The 18,341-nt window shown below is 43.6% G+C and carries 17 protein-coding genes and 1 tRNA gene; 4 read left to right on the top strand and 14 right to left on the bottom strand.

Going from position 1 to position 18,341, the window contains the following annotated elements; translation table 11 throughout:
• The first annotated feature begins 20 nt into the window (after positions 1-20).
• Both E7588_00930 and E7588_00925 read left to right on the top strand, forming a co-directional pair.
• Positions 21-362, top strand: a complete 342-nt coding sequence (locus tag E7588_00930) for a hypothetical protein (protein MBE6687821.1) — start codon at positions 21-23, stop codon at positions 360-362.
• Complete coding sequence (locus tag E7588_00925; GenBank protein MBE6687820.1) at positions 313-2,574, top strand: ATP-dependent RecD-like DNA helicase; 2,262 nt, start codon at positions 313-315, stop codon at positions 2,572-2,574. Before E7588_00930 ends, E7588_00925 begins: the two co-directional genes overlap by 50 nt.
• Before the next feature lie 40 nt (positions 2,575-2,614).
• Here E7588_00925 and E7588_00920 read toward each other — a convergent pair whose 3' ends face one another.
• From E7588_00920 to E7588_00895, 6 genes are read right to left on the bottom strand one after another with little or no spacing between them, the layout of a single operon-like run.
• Positions 2,615-3,337: a hypothetical protein gene (locus tag E7588_00920; protein MBE6687819.1), complete on the bottom strand. Its 723-nt coding sequence runs from the start codon at positions 3,335-3,337 to the stop codon at positions 2,615-2,617.
• A 33-nt stretch (positions 3,338-3,370) separates the two neighbouring features.
• Positions 3,371-4,093, bottom strand: a complete 723-nt coding sequence (locus E7588_00915; GenBank protein MBE6687818.1) for a hypothetical protein — start codon at positions 4,091-4,093, stop codon at positions 3,371-3,373.
• A 16-nt stretch (positions 4,094-4,109) separates the two neighbouring features.
• Complete coding sequence (locus E7588_00910; protein MBE6687817.1) at positions 4,110-4,823, bottom strand: hypothetical protein; 714 nt, start codon at positions 4,821-4,823, stop codon at positions 4,110-4,112.
• Positions 4,824-4,833: 10 nt separating this feature from the next.
• Complete coding sequence (locus E7588_00905) at positions 4,834-5,202, bottom strand: DUF1667 domain-containing protein (GenBank protein ID MBE6687816.1); 369 nt, start codon at positions 5,200-5,202, stop codon at positions 4,834-4,836.
• Positions 5,203-5,211: 9 nt separating this feature from the next.
• Entirely contained in the window at positions 5,212-6,468 is a 1,257-nt protein-coding gene (locus E7588_00900) for a pyridine nucleotide-disulfide oxidoreductase (GenBank protein ID MBE6687815.1), read from the bottom strand.
• Between the two features lie 14 nt (positions 6,469-6,482).
• Positions 6,483-7,916 carry an NAD(P)/FAD-dependent oxidoreductase gene (locus E7588_00895; protein ID MBE6687814.1) on the bottom strand — a complete coding sequence of 478 codons (1,434 nt, stop codon included), beginning with the start codon at positions 7,914-7,916 and terminating at the stop codon, positions 6,483-6,485.
• Between the two features lie 216 nt (positions 7,917-8,132).
• Between E7588_00895 and E7588_00890 the strand changes: the two genes are divergently transcribed.
• On the top strand, positions 8,133-10,049 hold the full coding sequence (locus tag E7588_00890) for a hypothetical protein (protein MBE6687813.1): 1,917 nt from the start codon (positions 8,133-8,135) through the stop codon (positions 10,047-10,049).
• Positions 10,050-10,097: 48 nt separating this feature from the next.
• Here E7588_00890 and E7588_00885 read toward each other — a convergent pair whose 3' ends face one another.
• From E7588_00885 to E7588_00870, 4 genes are all read right to left on the bottom strand, one after another.
• Positions 10,098-10,529, bottom strand: coding sequence for an ACT domain-containing protein (locus E7588_00885; protein MBE6687812.1), 432 nt, complete (start codon positions 10,527-10,529; stop codon positions 10,098-10,100).
• 20 nt (positions 10,530-10,549) lie between these two features.
• A complete protein-coding gene (locus tag E7588_00880; GenBank protein MBE6687811.1) occupies positions 10,550-11,857 on the bottom strand; it encodes a phenylacetate--CoA ligase in 1,308 nt (435 codons plus the stop codon).
• 468 nt (positions 11,858-12,325) lie between these two features.
• Positions 12,326-12,409, bottom strand: a tRNA-Leu gene (locus E7588_00875).
• A 104-nt stretch (positions 12,410-12,513) separates the two neighbouring features.
• Positions 12,514-13,320: a helix-turn-helix domain-containing protein gene (locus E7588_00870; GenBank protein MBE6687810.1), complete on the bottom strand. Its 807-nt coding sequence runs from the start codon at positions 13,318-13,320 to the stop codon at positions 12,514-12,516.
• A gap of 283 nt (positions 13,321-13,603) precedes the next feature.
• On the opposite strand from E7588_00870, the gene E7588_00865 reads away from it, so the two are divergent.
• The gene (locus E7588_00865; GenBank protein ID MBE6687809.1) at positions 13,604-15,301 is read left to right on the top strand and encodes a DUF4091 domain-containing protein; all 1,698 of its coding nucleotides are present in this window, start codon (positions 13,604-13,606) and stop codon (positions 15,299-15,301) included.
• A gap of 70 nt (positions 15,302-15,371) precedes the next feature.
• On the opposite strand, the gene E7588_00860 is transcribed toward E7588_00865, so the two are convergent.
• From E7588_00860 to E7588_00845, 4 genes are read right to left on the bottom strand one after another with little or no spacing between them, the layout of a single operon-like run.
• Complete coding sequence (locus E7588_00860) at positions 15,372-16,214, bottom strand: metal ABC transporter permease (protein ID MBE6687808.1); 843 nt, start codon at positions 16,212-16,214, stop codon at positions 15,372-15,374.
• Positions 16,211-16,903 carry an ABC transporter ATP-binding protein gene (locus E7588_00855; GenBank protein ID MBE6687807.1) on the bottom strand — a complete coding sequence of 231 codons (693 nt, stop codon included), beginning with the start codon at positions 16,901-16,903 and terminating at the stop codon, positions 16,211-16,213. Before E7588_00855 ends, E7588_00860 begins: the two co-directional genes overlap by 4 nt.
• A 10-nt stretch (positions 16,904-16,913) precedes the next feature.
• A complete protein-coding gene (locus tag E7588_00850) occupies positions 16,914-17,987 on the bottom strand; it encodes a zinc ABC transporter substrate-binding protein (GenBank protein MBE6687806.1) in 1,074 nt (357 codons plus the stop codon).
• Positions 17,863-18,273: a transcriptional repressor gene (locus E7588_00845; GenBank protein ID MBE6687805.1), complete on the bottom strand. Its 411-nt coding sequence runs from the start codon at positions 18,271-18,273 to the stop codon at positions 17,863-17,865. The genes E7588_00850 and E7588_00845 overlap by 125 nt, the downstream gene beginning before the upstream one ends.
• Positions 18,274-18,341: the final 68 nt, after the last annotated feature.

Here is an 18,341-nt window from a genome sequence, read left to right as displayed (position 1 = left end):
TCCTGTACGGAGGTGATATTGTGGGCGAAAAGCTTATTATAGCGGGGGAAATAATTCTGTCATTTCTTGCGGTAGTCGGAATGGTTTACATTTGTATTGAATTGACGGAATATTTCAGATATGTATGCAGAAAATGCCACATTCCCGTCATCATTCAATCCGCTGATTACTCGTATGAGGAAATACTTAAAATACTGAAAGCGTTTTCGGTCGTTCTAAACTGCCGCGCGGCGGAATTCTTATTTGACAAAATAACGATTCTCACCTGTTCCAATGACGAAGCTAACCATCTGACACGTTATCTGGGGCGGTATGCGGGATTTGCCGAAATACATGAAAAAGAGCCAAATGAGCAACAATGAAAAAGACCTGCTGATTCTGCAAGGTACGGTTGATACAATTGTATATCACAACGACGATAACGGATATACCGTTTGTCTGATAGATGCCGACGGCGAAAACTATACCGCTGTCGGCATAATGCCGTATGTAAACGAAGGAGAATATGTTGTTCTCAAAGGCAATTTTACCGTTCATCCAACTTACGGTGAACAATTCAAGGCTGAGTATTTTGAAAAAAAGCTTCCTACCGATTCACGAGCCATCCAACAGTATCTTTCTTCCGGAATTATACGAGGCATAGGCCCCAAAACAGCCGCAAGAATAGTACAGGAGTTCGGTAACGACACATTTGATGTGATTGAAACAAGCCCTCATCTTCTGGCGGATATAAAGGGAATCACCATGAAGCGTGCTCAGGAAATAAGCAATGATTTCAAAGAGCAGTTCGGCTCGCGCGCGGTCATTCTTTTCTTCCAGAACTTTTTCGGCATTTCACTTTCTAACACGATATATAAAAAGCTGGGTCCCGGTGCTGTTGACATTGTTAAAGAAAACCCCTATATTCTCTGCACAAGCATCGACGGTATAGGGTTTGAACGTGCGGACAAGTTGGCGCTTTCAATCGGCTATGACATGAATTCCCGAAACAGAATCGCCGCTGCAGTCAAATATATTTTATCATTCAACGCGGCATCAAACGGTCATGTATATCTTCCGAAAAATAAGCTTACCGAAGCCACATCAAAGCTTATCGGAGTAAGCGAAAACGATGCGGTCGATGTCATAACCGACATGGAAACAAAGGGTAGCCTGATAATTGCAAATGGTACCAAAGTATATCTCCCCAGCTCCTACAATGCAGAAAAGTACAGTGCAATGAAGCTTAGTATGCTGTCAAAGATAAATCTCATCCACACAGTGGAAAGTGTTGACGAGGTTATAGAAGCAACTCAGCGCGAAGAAGGCATTGTATATGCCGATGCGCAAAAAGAAGCAATCAAAAACGCAATCAAAAATGCTGTTTCTGTTATTACAGGTGGACCGGGAACGGGGAAAACCACAATAATAAAAGCGGTTATGCGCATATTCGACCGCTTGGGTCTGAAAATTGCGCTTGCCGCCCCTACCGGACGTGCTGCCAAGCGTATGTCGGAAGCAAACAGCGTTGAGGCAAAAACCGTACACCGTCTTCTCGAAATAGAGTTTTCCTCCGAAAGCGGTGAAGATACGATGCGATTTTTCAGAAACGAGAACAATCTTCTGGAGCAAGATGTAATTATCATAGACGAAGCCTCCATGATTGACATTTTCCTGCTAACAGCATTGCTCAAAGCAATAAAGCCCGGTGCGCGACTTATACTCATAGGAGACAGCGACCAGCTGCCAAGTGTAGGAGCCGGAGAGGTCTTGAATGATATTATTAAGAGCCGGAGATTTGCGGTGTGCTCACTTAATCAGATATTCAGGCAGGCAAAAGAAAGTCTGATAATAACAAACGCCCACAAAATCAACCGTGGAGAGCATCCCGACATTGATCAGAAAAGCGGAGATTTCTTTTTTCTGGCGCGAAACGATGCGGAAAGCAGTGTGAAAACCATTGCACAGCTTATAAGCACACGGCTTCCGCGCACATATGGTGACAGCATCAAAAACAAAATTCAGGTCATTACCTCCACAAGAAAGGGGCCTGCCGGAACCAATTCGCTGAACACTGTTCTCCAATCGGTTCTCAATCCACCGTCTCCCGAACTTTCGGAGCATGCGACAAGAGATGTTATTTTCCGCGAAGGAGACAAGGTTATTCAGATACGCAACAATTACGATATAGAGTGGTACAAAAACGACACGGTCGGAAACGACATAGACGGAATGGGAATCTTTAACGGCGACATCGGAACGATTGAAGAAATTGACACCGAAGAGGAATATCTGAGAATAAATTTTGACGGCAGAATCGCAAGGTATGATTTTGATATGCTGGAAGAATTGGAGCATGCTTACGCCATAACAGTTCATAAGAGCCAGGGCAGTGAGTACCCCGTGGTAATAATGCCGGTATGTGCAACAGCACCCATGCTTCAGACGCGCAATCTGCTGTATACCGCCATAACACGTGCACAGAACATGGTTATACTTGTAGGCGAACGTGGTATAATACAGCACATGGTGGATAATAACCGGCACTCAGAAAGATACACGGGACTGAAAGATTTTTTAAGCAATAATACGTAAACCAAAAGCGCTTGTGAATAAACTTCACAAGCGCTTTTAATTATTTATTCAGTTCTTCCATTATAAGCGCAGGGCAATTGGTAATAACCCCATCTACCCCCAATGCAACAAGCCTTTTTAAGGTATCGTTATCATTTACCGTCCAGGGAACAACGTTAAAATTATTGTCGTGAGATTTTTTCACAAAGCTATCATCGACAGCTCCAAAATAAGGCGAAACCGCAACACATCCTGCGCAGGAAAGAGCGTTTGAAATATCCGCATCATCATAAGTTTGCGGAAGCATGGAAACAGGTAAATCGGGGTGTTTTTCATTGAACCATTTGAATGTTGAGTCGCGTGCGGTAGAAAAAATAACGCGGTGTGTCATTCTGTACTTTTTGGTAATCTCCACTACCCTTTCAAGAAGCGGGGCACCTATTTCATCACCCTTGGTTTCGACGATAACATCCTTTTCCGGGTAATCCTTCATAAATTCATAAACTTCTTCAAGTGTGGGAATCTTAAGCCCCTTGAACTTGTCGCCGAAATCATACACAACATCAAGCTCCTTTAGCTGTGCCATTGTAGATTCCCTTATAACAAGATGTTTTCCGCAAGCCTGTTCGGTGTTAAAATTATGTATAACCGCAACTTCGCCATCCGCTGTAAGATGAACGTCAAGCTCTATGCCGTGGCATCCGCTTTCAAATGCTTTCTTGTAGGATTCGAGTGTGTTTTCGGGAGCAAGTGTAAGTGCACCGCGATGTCCGTATACTTTCATATCGGTCTCCTTAATTATTTTTTATAATATTCCTTAATTATTTTTTATAATATCAAGTACCATGCCGGGATTATTCGAAATTATGCCATCCACGCCTATGGATATAAGTCTTTTGACTTCCTCCGGGTCGTCAACCGTCCATGGTGTCACCTGAAGATGGGCGGCATGGGCGTTTTTTACATAATCGGCATCTACCACCTTGAAATACGGCTGAACCACCACACAGTTACAATTATACTGAAATCCCCTGGCATAGTCCGTATCTTCAACTGTAACAGGTGAAAGTGAAAACGGTATATCGGGGTGGTATTTGCCGAACCATTTAAGCGTATGAGGGTCAGATGCAGAATAAATCACGCGGTCATTCATCCTATACTGTGCGGTGGTTTTAACCACCATATCATAAAACTCCTCGTTCTGTGTTTTCAATTCAACATTCATATCCACCTCGGGATACTTTTTCATAAGCTCATAAAGCTCCTGAAGCGTGGGAATAATCTCATTTTCAAAGCTTTTATGCTCGGTGGTAAGTCTTAGTGACTTCAGTTCTTCCAAGGAAGTTGCCTCTAAGTGAACCTCTTTTCCCCACATCTTTCCTACCTCGTAGTCGGTATGCATAATCACAAGCTTTTTATCTGAGGTAAAGTGAACATCGCATTCCACTGCATGACATCCCATTTTACAAGCTATTTCAAAGCACGCAAGTGTATTTTCCGGAGCGACAGCCGCCGCACCTCTGTGACCATATACTTTCATACGACACCTCACAAAATTATTTTCTGTTGTAGAGGGCTATCCAGTCCATCGCAACATTGGGGCAGTCGGAAATAATACCGTCAACGCCGAGTTCAATCATTTTGTTAATCTCATGAACAGCATCAACTGTCCATACATTTATTTCGAGATTTGCCTCGTGAGCAGCTTTTACATACTCAGGAGTTACATTGTACTGGTGGGGATGTATCGCAACACAGCCGTATTTAAGTGCCGTGGAAAAATCCTCGCTCTGGTTAAGAAAAGCAGTAGGAATGTCCGGGCGGTTGGCGTGAAGCCACTCAAGGTTAGCCGCGTTAAAAGTAGAATAAATCACACGGTGTGTCATTTTGTACTTCTCGGTAACCTCCAGCACCTTCTTAAGGAAAACCTCTCCCGCAGATTTGAGTTCCACATTTATATGAGTCTCGGGATATTTTTTCATTAATTCGTAAGTTTCTCCAAGGGTAGGTATTTTCTGTCCTGTGGGATTGCCGTTTTTGTCAATGATATCAAGCGCTTTGAGTTCTGCAAGGGTCGACTGCTCGGGGATAAGCTTTACCCCGCACATTTCCATGGTGTCGCCGTTGTGCATAACAACAATTTCGCCGTCAGCGGTGCAGCGTACATCATTTTCGACACCGTAAGCACCCATCTTGAATGCCATTTCAAATGATGCCAGTGTGTTCTGAGGGGCATAAAGAGAAGCTCCTCTGTGTCCGTATACCTTCATAATATCCTCCTTATTCGGTCAAGGTCTTGCATGATACAAGATTTATACCGTTTTCTATAAAATTACTTACTATAACCGTTCCGGTTTTGATAGGAAGCTTTACTTTACAGGAATTTATTATTTTCATTGCTTCGTTCATCTTTCCCTTTGGAATCGGTTTGTCGCTTTTAACAGGGAGCAGTACAATTTCATCCTCGGAATTATAAGCTGCCACTGTGCTTGTTATAGTTCTTTCGGGAGCGGTGATTTCCTTAACGGCATATTTTTCTCCTCTTTTGCAGGTGAAGCCGCTTACGGAAATAATCTCGCCTCCATCGTATTCCACCTTAAGTCTGCAGCCCTGCGGGCAAACAATACAGGTCATTTCTTTTGTCGCCATACATTCACCTCATTCAAGTCCGACGGTAATGTCGGCATTGATATTCTTTATCATTTCCGTTTCTTCGGTGGTAAATTTCACAACCTCCATCTCACCCGGTGCAAGATGAGGACGCTTTACCTTTTTTATAACGGTATCACCGCACTTGACGTAAATCGACTTATTCTTGTAAATATTGGCCACACGCATGAAAATCTTATTTTCCGCTGTCATTGATGCGGTATCGATTTTCTGTGGAACCGTATATCGTACACCGTCGGTAGCAGTTACGTTGACGGTTTTCGCTGTGCCTTTCTTGATTTCGAGATATTTAACGGCACTTTTCGCGGCATGAGCTGCTTCCAGACTTACATAATCCACAAGGTCATGAACATGAAGCACGTTTCCGCAGGCAAAAATGCCCTCCATTGAGGTCTGCATATCCTGGTCAACTACCGCACCGCCTGTTATTCCGTCGAGAGTTATGCCTACGTTTTTGGAAAGCTCATTTTCCGGAACGAGACCGACGGACAAAAGAATTGTATCACAATCGATATCACGAGCTGTTTCCGGTATGGGACGGCGATTTTCATCCACCTTGGCAATAGTGACGCCCTCTACCCTTTCCTTGCCTTTAATATTTACAACAGTTGTAGAAAGGTAAAGAGGTATTCCGAAATCATCAAGACACTGCGCTATATTTCTCGCAAGTCCTCCGGAATACGGCATAAGCTCGCACACGCATTCCACCTTTGCTCCTTCGAGAGTAAGACGACGCGCCATAATAAGTCCTATATCTCCCGAGCCGAGAATAACAACCTTTTTGCCAACCATATAGCCCTCAACATTAACAAAGCGCTGGGCTGTACCCGCAGAAAACACTCCGGAGGGACGGCTTCCGGGGATATTAAGTGCACCGCGTGTACGTTCGCGACATCCCATTGCGAGAATTATCGCACCGGCCTTAACAGTTTTAAGTCCGTCGGCGCATACATAACTTACTTCTCGTTCGGCAGTTATATCTATAACCATGCTGTCAAGCGTATACGGTATTTTATATTCGATCACTTTATCTATATAGCGTGCGGCGTATTCCGGACCCGTAAGCTCCTCGCCAAACATATGAAGTCCGAACCCTGCATGGATACACTGGTTGAGTATTCCTCCCAGTTCCCTATCACGTTCGATTATCAGTATATCTTCTGCCGATACTCCTTCTTCAAAAGCCTTGCACGCCGCCGCAAGTCCGGCAGGTCCGCCGCCGATTATAACAATTTTCTTTTCCATTGCTTTATCCCCCGTTAATCCTTGGTTCTTTGTGTGAGTATATAAGAGCAGCCGCCGTTTTTGGTAACCTCGTTCATGGGGATACCCAGTTCTCTGGACAAAATCTTACACACCTTGGGAGAACAGAAACCGCCCTGGCAACGTCCCATACCCGCACGTGTACGGCGTTTTACCGCATCGACCGTATAAGCTCCCGCATTACGACGTATAGCCGAAACTATTTCAGCCTCGGTTACCGTTTCACAACGGCAGATTATATTGCCATACATGGGATTTTCGGCAATCATAGCATTTCTTTCCTCGTTATTCATATCGCGGAACCGATTCATTTTTCTGCGAAAAGGATTAAAGTCGGGGTTTTCCTCAAGCTCCAGACCCATGTTATCCAGGTTTTCAACCAGATATTTTGCCATTGCCACACTGCTTGCAAATCCTGGGGATTCTATTCCCGCCGCATGCAATAATCCCTGCATATGTCTTGAAGGCTCAACAATAAAGTCTTTTGTGGAAGACGAAGGACGTACACCCGCAAACGAAGTTATAACAGAGCGGGTATTTATGGGCATAAGGCGCTGTGCACCCTTGAGTATTTCTTCAAGTCCCTGTGCTGTAACGGTAGTATCATCCTTTTCAACTCGATGTGAGTTGGGACCGATGATAACATTATCATCCACCGTTCTGGAATATAGAATTCCTTTTCCCTTTTCGTTTGGAAGTGTGAACAGCACGGTATTAGGCTTAAATGGTGAATTTTTGTCACCTATCATGTACTCACCGCGATTCGGGATAATTTCAAAATGGTCATCTCCTGCCATTTTTGCAATCTCATCTGCAAAAACACCCGCGCAGTTTACAACAAAACGAGCCTTTATTTCACGCTTTGCCTCTCTGTCAAAAAGAGAGATTCCGTCATTATCACGTTTTAAAGAGCATACCTCAAATTCTCTTATTATCTGAGCACCGTTGTCAGCCGCATTTTCGGCAGCAGCGATAGTCATTTCGTAAGGGCAGGTAATTCCGGCGGTAGGTGCATACAGTGCCGCTATCGCTTCGTCCGTAAGCTCCGGTTCAAGCTTATGAAGTTCTTCCTTTTCAATTATTCTCAATTCCGGCACGCCATTGGAGATACCGCGTCTGTAAAGCTTTTCAAGCTGCGGTCTTTCGGATTCATCAAAAATAATTACAAGTGAGCCTACCTTTTTAATGTGTACATCAAGTTCCTTTGCCACGCGATACATCATTTCGCATCCGGGGGCATTAAGCTTTGCCTTAAGCGTTCCCTCTTCGGCATCATAACCTGCATGCACTATGGCAGAGTTGGCTTTGCTCGCTCCGCATGCAAAGTCGCTGCTTTTTTCAAGGAGTACGGTTTTAAGCTTATATCGTGCCAATTCACGCAAAAGCATGCATCCGGTAACTCCTCCGCCTATAACTGCAACATCATACAACATAGTCACAAACCCTTTCATAAAAACAAAAGGCCGCAACCACAAAACCGCGTTTGCCGCATAACGGAAACACAGCCATGCAATTACGACTCAAATTCTCTGGTGAGAGTATAACACTTTTTTACGGCTTTGTCAATAGTTTTCTTTAAAATCATTGACATACATATAAATTTATGGTATAATTTAATCTATATAAACAGAAAGGATACTGTAACAATGAATATATTCAATGACGGCAGTTTTTTTATTGGCGTAAACTACTGGGCTTCTCACGCCGGCACATATATGTGGCGCGACTGGCAGCCACAGGTAATTGAAAAAGACCTTGAAGTACTGGCAAAGGCGAATATTAAAAATTTGCGTATTTTTCCATTATGGTCGGATTTTCAGCCGATTTGTATGTTATACGGTGTACAGGGCAATCAAAAAGAAATACGCATGGGTGACATGCCTCTCCCACACACAACTGCAGGTCGCGCCGGGGTAGACAAAGAGATGGTAGAGCGTTTCCGCTTCTTCTGCGACTGCGCCCACAAAAACGGCATCAATCTTGTCGTGGGGCTTCTCACGGGCTGGATGAGCGGAAGACTTTTTGTTCCGCCGCTTCTTGAAAATATAAATCTTTTCACCGATCCCACAGCGTTAAAATGGGAAACAAAATTTGTTCGCTACATGGTAAGTGAATTCAAGTACCATCCTGCGATTTCGGCATGGGATTTAGGTAACGAGTGTAACTGCCTGAGCCGAGGTGCAACCGCAGATATTGCTTACGCGTGGGCAAGTGCCATCACTATGGCAATCAAAGCAGAAGACAACTCCCGACCCGTAATTTCGGGAATGCACGGAACATTTCCCGAAGGCGATTTCAGACCTCAGGACCTTGGTGAAATACTGGATATCCTTTGTACGCACCCCTACCCTTGTTTCACTCCTCATTGCGAAACAGACCCCATTACAGAGCAGAAGCCTGCAATGCACGCCGTAGCCGAAACCCTTATGTACAGGGGGCTTTCCGGCAAACCGGCTTTTGCGGAAGAAGTAGGCAACCTGGGGCCTTTGATGTCAAGCAATGAAAATGCAAGTGAATATGCCAATACCATTCTGCACCTTCTATGGGCTCATAACTGCATGGGCTTTATGTGGTGGTGTGCATTTGAACAGAATCACCTTTCGCATCCACCGTATGATTGGATACACATAGAGCGTGAGCTGGGTGTTATGTATGCCGATTATACTCAAAAGCCTATTATGCCTGTCATGAGTGACTTTGCCAAATTTATTGACACTTTCGAATATGATGCTCTTCCGAAACGTATAACTGATGCCGTGTGCATAATTTCACAGAGCAACGAAAGCTGGCTATCGGCTTATGGTACTTTCACACTGGCAAAGCAAACGGGATTGGATATAGAATTTGCATACAAAGATTGTGAAATACCTCATTCCCGTGCTTACATAATCCCATCACTCGAAAGCTATTCTTCTATAAGCAGACATGTATCCGATGAAATATTCAAACGCGTAGAAGACGGTGCTGTTTTATACATTTCGCTCAAAAACGACGGCGGATTCTCCGAATTTGAAAGAATTTTCAAGCTAAAGCTCCTCTATCGATACCAACCCACATCAGGTGATAAAGTTGAACTGGACGGTACAACCTTCTCTTTAAGCAAGGCAATGAAAAACGTATTTAAGTCCTGCGGTGCCGAGGTGATCGCATGTGACAGCGAAGATAACCCTGTGATGATAAAAACACCATACGGCAAAGGTACTATTTATCTTTTGGATTATCCCATTGAGAACATTGCCGCTTCCCAGCCCTGCGTCATCAGCGGACGTAATGAAACACCATACTACAAATTTTATGAAAAGATGCCACTTCTCAGGAATCCCGAAAAATGTGCAAAATGCGACAACGTGCATGTTGTCATAACCGAGCACATCGTTGATGACAACACGCGAATTATTATCGCCGTTAACTGCGTTCCCAGAACATCGGATGCTGTTATTTCTCTGGATGGTTTGAAATTATCACGTGTTCTGAAAAATCAGCAGGCGACAATAAACGGTACGGACAAAATCACTCTCAGCATGAAGCCCAACAGTGCCGCAGTACTTGAAATAAAGAAATAAGAAACAGGGACACCCGTTTTAGTGGGTGTCCCTGTTTTATGTGTATCTTTATAGTTTATTGATATCAGCCTCACCAATGAGGTGAAAGCCCGCATTTTCAAGTGCCGATTCAGCCGCATAATTGTCCTCTACTCTCAAAACAACATACGCGTGCTTTTCGGTACGTGCCATAAATGCATAAAGGTATTCAACATTGATGTCAGCCTTATCAAGAACATCAAGTGCTGCAGTAAGCTTACCGGGTGCGTCCCCTATTTTTACACCTACTACGTCAACCGTCTTAATGAGATACTCCTGTTGCTGCAGTACCTTTTCTGCCGAGGCTTCGTCACTTACGATAAGACGCAGAATTCCGAAGTCCTCCGTTTCCGCGATAGAAAGCGCTCTGATATTGATGCCTTGCTTTGCAAGGATATCCGTCACCGAAACAATTTCGCCTTTTCTGTTAGGGACAAAAACCGTCAACTGTTTAATAGCCATTTTCCAATCTCCTCCCGAAGTTAAATCAACTTACGCTTATCAATCACACGAACTGCTTTGCCTTCGCTTCTTACTATGCTCTTGGGTGCAACAAGATGAACGGCAGGATTGATGCCCAGCATTGTCTTCATTGCGTTCGCGAGTGCTTTTTCCATTGAAAGAACATTGCTGACCTTATCCGTAAACTGTTCAGGTGACATTTCAACATTGACTTCGAATGTATCTGTATTGTTCAGTCTGTCTACAACGATCTGATAGTTAGGCTGATAACCTTCGTTGAGAAGAACCGTCTCTATCTGGCTGGGGAACACGTTAACGCCTCTGATAATAAGCATATCGTCTGTTCTGCCCATTGGCTTAGCCATTTTTATAAGCGTTCTTCCGCAAGAGCATTTCTTTCTCGACAGAACGCAAATATCTCTTGTTCTGTATCTCAAAAGTGGGAAAGCTTCCTTATCAAGAGAAGTGAACACCAATTCACCCTTTTCACCCTCGGGAAGAACCTCACCTGTATCAGGATCAATGATTTCGGCAATAAAATGGTCTTCGTTTATATGCATACCTGTCTGCTCACTGCACTCGAAAGCAACGCCAGGACCTGTTGTCTCGGTAAGACCGTATATATCGTAAGCTTTTATGCCGAGAGTAGCCTCAATATTTCTGCGCATCTCATCCGTCCAGGGCTCAGCACCGAAAATACCTGCCTTAAGCGGAATATCCTCGGGCTTATAGCCTTGTTCTTTAAGGCTCTCGCCAATGTAAGCCGCATAAGACGGAGTACAGCAAAGAATTGTTGCATTAAGATCCATCATAAACTGAACCTGGCGCTCGGTATTACCCGATGACATCGGAAGTGTAAGACATCCAACCTTCTGAGAACCGCCGTTAAGGCCGAAGCCGCCCGTGAAGAGTCCGTAACCGTAAGCTACCTGACAAACATCCTTTTTGCTTCCGCCCGCTGCCACAATGGCACGTGCACAGCAATCATCCCAAAGATCAATATCTTTTTGTGTATAAAATGCAACCACGCGACGTCCCGTCGTACCCGAAGTCGAGTGAATACGCACGCAATCCTCCAAAGGTGTTGCCAACAGACCGTACGGATAAGCATCTCTCAGATCCGCTTTTGTGAGGAACGGCAGCTTATGCAAATCCTCGATCCCCTTGATATCTTCGGGTTTAACACCCTTTTTGTCCATGAGGTCACGGTAATAAGCTACGTTTTCGTAAACATGCTTAACCTGTTTTACCAATTTTTCCGATTGAAGCTTTTTCATTTCTTCAACCGGCATGGTTTCGATTTCTTTCTGATAGTAGTTCTGAGCCATTGTTCTTCATCCTTCCTTTAATTAGTTTTTTTGACCTGCGAATCACGGAAGAAATTGCCGACCGACAATTTTGGCTCGCGCATTCTGAACAAAAAATACGCCCTCCGCAATCCCTTAAGGATACAGAGGACGAAAATAACATTTCCGTGGTACCACCTCAGTTCGCCGTTATTTCACAATAACGACCTTGTCAGGTACAAATATACCTTAGTTCTGTAACGGGAACGCCCGTTGCATCCTACTTAAGATAAATCTTGTTCAGTGCACTGCTGACAGAAGGAATTCGAGAAGGAAAACCCCATTGTCTCGCACCAACCGACAACTCTCTCCAGGTTATTCCCAACCTACTGGTTTCTGCTCATCGCATTTACTGTGACGTATTATATCACAGTAATTTGATAAAGTCAATAGTTTTTTAAAAATTCGCAAAACAAAAATTAAAACCGACAAGCATAAGCTTGTCGGTTTTGGTGCGAGAAACGGGACTTGAACCCGTACGATGAAATCACACGCCCCTCAAACGTGCGCGTCTGCCAGTTCCGCCACTCTCGCATTGCGGTGTGCTCTAGGCAACGATATATATTATACACATTTTTTTTAATTTGTCAAGGGGTTTTTGAAAAAAAGTCAAAAAAATTTGTTTTTTTGCTATCATGTCATTTAGTTCTGCTGAGCTTGCCGGGAGATATGCCGTATTCTGCCTTAAATCGTCTGCAAAAATAGCTCACATCATTAAAGCCCAATGAACTTGCGCACTCGCCAACCGACATTCCTATATCGCAAATCATGGTTCTGGCACGCTCCATACAAACCTTGATACGGTATTTTTCAGGAGGATATCCGACGCATTCTTTAAAAATATGGTTAAACCTGTCTCTGCTCACAAAACAGCCTGCAGCACACTTATCCCAGTCGAAGTGAGCATAAGGCTTGGTATGTATGTCGTTCAGCACATCGTCAAGACAGTTTTTTGTTTTAGCCGAGCGAACGCGGCTTTCGTTCATCTGTTCTTCATAGCATATTTGCGCTATAACAGCCCTTAAATATGCATCGCAAAGCATATTGCTCTTATCTAAGGACGTATATCGGTAACGAACAAGACGTTCTATATTGCTTTCAATTTCATTTCTTCCCGAAAACGAAACAATACGTGCGCCTTTTGAGCACAGCACAGAACAAAAGGTGCCGCTGAAATGAATCCACATGTTTATGCTTATCTGTTTGTCATCAAATCTGTACTTCTGCTTTGTTCCGGGCGTAAACAGCATGGCATCACCCTGAAAAACATTCTCAATAACACCATCGATTTCAACCTGCGCATGTCCCTTTAATATGTACATCACCGTGAAATCCTTACGGACACGCTGTGTAAATTTCAATGAACCGTGTACGTGCTGTATTCCGCAGTTATTAAGTCTCAGTTCTTCAACCGCTTCATAATCGGATGTAAATTCACTCACCATTTTTGGCCCCCTTTATGTACTTTCGTTCATTATACCATGAAGTAAAAATGCTTGCTTGCAAGGGCATTTTTACGAGGCCGTAAATATCGCAGTGCACGAAAGTGCACACAGAGGCGAAGCCTCGGAGACTTGCATAGCAAGGATTCTTGCGGATATTATACCACAAACGTGCCACAAAAATCAACTACAAGCAAAATAGTACCGTAAATTAACAATTTTTTCACTTGAATCAAAGCACTTTTAATGTTAAAATAGCAATATGCTTATAAAAGGAGGTTTGTAAGTGGATATCTTGAGAGTTGTATCTTCGCAATTAAAAATCAGACCGGAAAGCGAAGTAGGTGAAATAGAAAAATATACTATCAGCAAAGCAACCTGTCTCAGAAATGAGCCGTTTTCGTTTCAGATAGCTTATCGTCTTTTAACAAACATCAGATGGCGCGCTGTAAGCATCTGTGTAAAATGCAATTTACCGATTCAGGCTTACAGAGTTGATTACGCATCTGTTATCAATACCGCAAACGACTACAACGAAGAGGGATACATCGGCAGTACACCCGGGCTGTACCCCAACCCGCTGATGCCGCGTCCGGCTGTACCCGAAACGGAAAAGCTTTCGGGGGAAAGAGTTTATGAAAAGGACACGCTGTTTCATCTGGATGCCGACACAAGTTTCCGTTCGTTATGGGTGAGTGTAAATCCCGAAAGTGAAAAGCTTCAAAGCGGTATTTATGAATTTGACATAACCTGTACTGCATTGGAGACAGGAGAGATAGTAGGAAACACATGCTTTACTCTGGAAATAATCGATGCTTTACTGCCGGAGCAAAAAACCTTTTACACAAACTGGTTTCATGTTGACTGCTTGTGCGATTATTACAAAGTTGAGCCTTACACTGAGGAATTTTATAAATACTTCAAGAGTTTTATTCGCAATGCCGTCATGCACCGTCAGAACACACTCTTAATTCCTGCGTTTACTCCACCGCTCGACACCCCACCCGGTGGCGAACGACGCAACGTACAGCTGGTGGATATAAAAAAAGAGCGAAACGGGTATACGTTTAATTTTGATAAATTGAATCGTTTTCTCAAAATCGCGCAGCAATGCGGTATAGCTTATTTCGAGCATTGTCATCTATTCTCCCAGTGGGGAGCAAAATCTGCGCCAAACATATACGATGTTAGCGGAAAACGTTTATTTGGCTGGGAAACCGATTCGAGTAGCCCGGAATATTCTGACTTTTTAGAAAACTACCTTGTTGAATTATTAAAATTCATCGACGCAAACGGATATAACGGTAGTTTTATTTTTCATATGTCCGATGAACCTTCGAACGACTGTGTAGAGGAATTTCTCCAAATCACAAAACGCGCTCGTGAAATTCTGAACAATCAGATAATTGCAGATGCACTGTCGCATATAGAATTTTACCGCGAAGGTATTATCGATACTCCCATCGCATTCATGCCTCATGCAGATAAATTCTCCTCGGAATGCGAAAATTTTTGGCTTTATTATACAGGTGGGACATATGCAAGAAGCTGCACAAACAGGCTTATAACAAACACTGCCGCACGCACGCGTGTGCTTGGACTGCAGCTTTACCTCTACGGTGCAAAAGGATTTTTGCACTGGGGCTATAACTATTACTACAACATATTAAGTACCGGATTTTTCGATCCCATGGTAAACCCATGCGGATATGAAAACCTCCCCGGCGCCTCTTTTTTGGCATATCCTTCACCATGGGGTGCATTACCTTCCGTCTGTGAAAAACACATGTGCGAGGCGTTTGACGACATCAGGGCATTACAACTGCTTGAAAGCCATATCGGCAAACAAGCTGTTATGGATACATGCCGAAAGTTATTGGGCGACAAAATAGACTACACTTTTATTCCCGAAAACAACAATTTATTCAACTGGCGCCAAGCAATAAACGAGGAAATACGAAAACACTGCAAAAAAGAAAAGTAATAACACAAAAGGCACTGCGTTGCAGTGCCTTTTCATCTGTCAAAAAGCCGCGCTACCGCGGCGGGAATATTTATTTCAAAAAGCTGTATGTCAGGCGGCATACAATATAAGCGATTATATTGACCGCCACCACCGTGGGACCGACAGGGGTTTCCGCAACAACAGACACCGTGATTCCAACGACGGCGCACACAACCGACAAAACAGCGGAAAATACCGTAACAGACTTAAAGCTTCTGAAAATGCTCATTGCAGACAATGCCGGAAAAATCAGGAGTGCCGACACCAGCAGAGAGCCCACGAGGTTCATTGCAAGAACAACTATCACAGCAATCATTACAGCCATTATAAGATTGTATTTATTGCACTTTAAACCAACAGCCGAGGCAAATTCTTCATCGAATGCTACTGCAAAAAATCTGTTATAGTACAAAACAAATACAGTGATCACAGCAACTGAAAGAATCACACACGCAAGCACCTCGGTTCTGCCGAGAGTAAGAATTGAGGATGAGCCGAAAAGTGTAGTGCATACATCTCCACTGATGTTTGAAGACGCGGAAAAAATATTCATTGCCAGGTAACCAACAGCCAAAGCACCGACAGAAACCATTGCGATGACAGCGTCGCCGCGTATTTTCGTATTGGTTCCCGTGCGCAATATAAGCACGGCGCATAATATGGTTACCGGCAGGACGACAAACATGTTATCTGTCAATCCCACTACCGCAGCAACCGAAACGGCACCAAAAGCGACATGGGAAAGTCCGTCGCCTATAAATGAAAATCGTTTCAGCACCAGTGTCACTCCCACAAGTGATGAGCAAAGCGCTATCAGTACGCCGACAACAAGAGCGTTTCTCACAAGAGGATATTGGAAATAGTATAAAATCTTTTCAAAAGCCACTGTCATTCCACACAATCCTCCCGCAAAAGAATACCGCATTCCAAAGCCTGTTCCTTTGTACCGAAAAACGAAGTTTCACCAAGCTGCAAAATGTGGCTTGCGTATTTATAAACAGCATTCATATCATGCGTTATCATAATCACGGTCATACCGTCGTTATTGATATTTTCCAGTATATCATACATACTGCGGGAAGCATCGGGGTCAAGACCTGAAACTGGTTCATCCAACAGAAGTATTTTCCCCGCAGAGCAAAGTGCACGCGCCAGAAGCACACGCTGTTGTTGACCGCCCGACAGGTTTCTGTAACATTTTGAGGCAATATTACTTATTCCGAGGCGCTTCATATTATGTTGAGCCAGTATTTTTTCATTTTTTCCGTAAAACGGCTTATTGCATCTGCCCAGACATCCGGACAACACTATTTCACCAACCGAAGCGGGAAAATCACGCTGTATATCAGTTTGCTGAGGAAGATAGCCTATATCATGTATTCCAACTCCGTCACCGGTAAAAATATTTCCGCCCAAAGGCTTACAGAGTCCCGCTATTACCTTTGCCAATGTACTTTTTCCCGTACCGTTGGCACCGATTATACACAGATAATCTCCGCTATCGACAGTAAAACTGACGTTGGCTATTATTTTTTTCGATTCGTAACCCATCGAAAGGTCCTTACATATCAGTTGCGACATAAAAATTCCTTTACACAATAAGTGCGCCGTGTATCAGCGCAAGGTTATTTTGCATGACATCAAGATAGCTCATACCTTTTTCTATCTCTTTTGAGCTTACCGCCTGCATTGACTCAAGCTCGAATATTTTAATTTCGTCGCCGTACGGCTCTGCAAGCGCCCTTGCGATTCTCTTGTCAGATGTTTCGGTGACGAAAATGACCTTTGCCCGGTTTTGCTCAATTTTTTCAGCCAAAAGTGCCAATGTTTCAAAGGACGCCTCGCTGTCGGAAGAACACGAGTCAAATGCTGCACAATACTTTATGCTATAATCCCGAACAAGATAACGCAACGGAAAACGATCCGCCACAATTATAGTATCCCGCGGTGCAGTTGAAATAAAATCCGCACTTATTCTGTCGAGCTCACAAAGCTTATCGGTATAACTCTTTACATTACTTTCATAGTAATCCTCGTTTTCGGGGTCGAGCTCACAAATAACCTCTGCGATTGCGTTACAGAAGAAAACTGCATTTTTCAACGAAAGCCATACGTGCTCATCCACAACAGAAATGTGCTCGTGGTCGTGTTCATTTTCTTCATCGCATGAATCGGTGAATAGCACCTCTTCTCCGAGAAGTTCAATAAGTTTTAGCTGACGAATATTCTTGTTGCCCGAGTTTTCTACGGCTTTATCTATCCATGACTCGGAATATCCGCCTATGCTTATCACAAGCTCGCTGTCGCACAGACTGACAATATCACTCGCATCCGGCTGAAAGCTGTGCATATCCACACCGTTGTCGTTAAGGTAGATTATCTCAAACACGTCTTCTCTGCCCTCTACGATATGCTTCACCCAGTCGTACTGTGCAAACGCAGTGCAAACAACAGAAATCCTGTTATCCTCACTCCTGACGGGATACGCACATGAATTGAGCATAATGCCGACAGCTATACACAGCAAAATATAAGCCGTTTTAATGTTCTTCACTTTCCGCACCTCCGCATTTTCCGCAAACACCGTATAACACAGTTTTTTCACTGCTGATTTTAAAGCCGTCCCTTTCAGACACATTTTGCATAAGCTCGGTGCAAATATCATGATTCATATGAAAAGTATTGCCGCATTTTACGCAGTTCAAATGTATACAGTGGCGGCACTTTTCCGAAATGAGACTCTGATAATATATTTCGCGACTTGTGTTTTTCACGCTTCTTGTTATATATCCGTCCTGTTCAAGCCTTGCCAGGTTGCGGTAAATGGCGCTGATGCTTATTTCAGCATTTTTAAGGGCACTTTTTACCTCTTTCGCCGTAAATGATTTATCGGGATTGTTTTTAAAAAATGACATAAGCTCACGGCGCTGTTCAGTCATGTACTTATCCATATTCTCTCCAACAAATGCGAATGATTCGCAAATTTTATATTTATTTTACCACCGCCACATCAAAAAAT

The sequence above is a fragment of the Oscillospiraceae bacterium genome (assembly GCA_015065085.1).
GTDB lineage: Bacteria > Bacillota > Clostridia > Oscillospirales > SIG627 > SIG627.
This window is presented reverse-complemented; position numbering and strand designations above follow the sequence as displayed.

Coding starts and splice junctions, on each gene's coding strand:
- E7588_00925 (MBE6687820.1), top strand. CDS start 313: ATGCGGGATTTGCCGAAATACATGAAAAAGAGCCAAATGAGCAACAAT.
- E7588_00920 (MBE6687819.1), bottom strand. CDS start 3,337: ATGAAAGTATACGGACATCGCGGTGCACTTACACTTGCTCCCGAAAAC.
- E7588_00915 (MBE6687818.1), bottom strand. CDS start 4,093: ATGAAAGTATATGGTCACAGAGGTGCGGCGGCTGTCGCTCCGGAAAAT.
- E7588_00910 (MBE6687817.1), bottom strand. CDS start 4,823: ATGAAGGTATACGGACACAGAGGAGCTTCTCTTTATGCCCCTCAGAAC.
- E7588_00905 (MBE6687816.1), bottom strand. CDS start 5,202: ATGGCGACAAAAGAAATGACCTGTATTGTTTGCCCGCAGGGCTGCAGA.
- E7588_00900 (MBE6687815.1), bottom strand. CDS start 6,468: ATGGAAAAGAAAATTGTTATAATCGGCGGCGGACCTGCCGGACTTGCG.
- E7588_00890 (MBE6687813.1), top strand. CDS start 8,133: ATGAATATATTCAATGACGGCAGTTTTTTTATTGGCGTAAACTACTGG.
- E7588_00885 (MBE6687812.1), bottom strand. CDS start 10,529: ATGGCTATTAAACAGTTGACGGTTTTTGTCCCTAACAGAAAAGGCGAA.
- E7588_00880 (MBE6687811.1), bottom strand. CDS start 11,857: ATGGCTCAGAACTACTATCAGAAAGAAATCGAAACCATGCCGGTTGAA.
- E7588_00870 (MBE6687810.1), bottom strand. CDS start 13,320: ATGGTGAGTGAATTTACATCCGATTATGAAGCGGTTGAAGAACTGAGA.
- E7588_00860 (MBE6687808.1), bottom strand. CDS start 16,214: ATGACAGTGGCTTTTGAAAAGATTTTATACTATTTCCAATATCCTCTT.
- E7588_00855 (MBE6687807.1), bottom strand. CDS start 16,903: ATGTCGCAACTGATATGTAAGGACCTTTCGATGGGTTACGAATCGAAA.
- E7588_00850 (MBE6687806.1), bottom strand. CDS start 17,987: ATGATATTTGCACCGAGCTTATGCAAAATGTGTCTGAAAGGGACGGCT.
- E7588_00845 (MBE6687805.1), bottom strand. CDS start 18,273: ATGGATAAGTACATGACTGAACAGCGCCGTGAGCTTATGTCATTTTTT.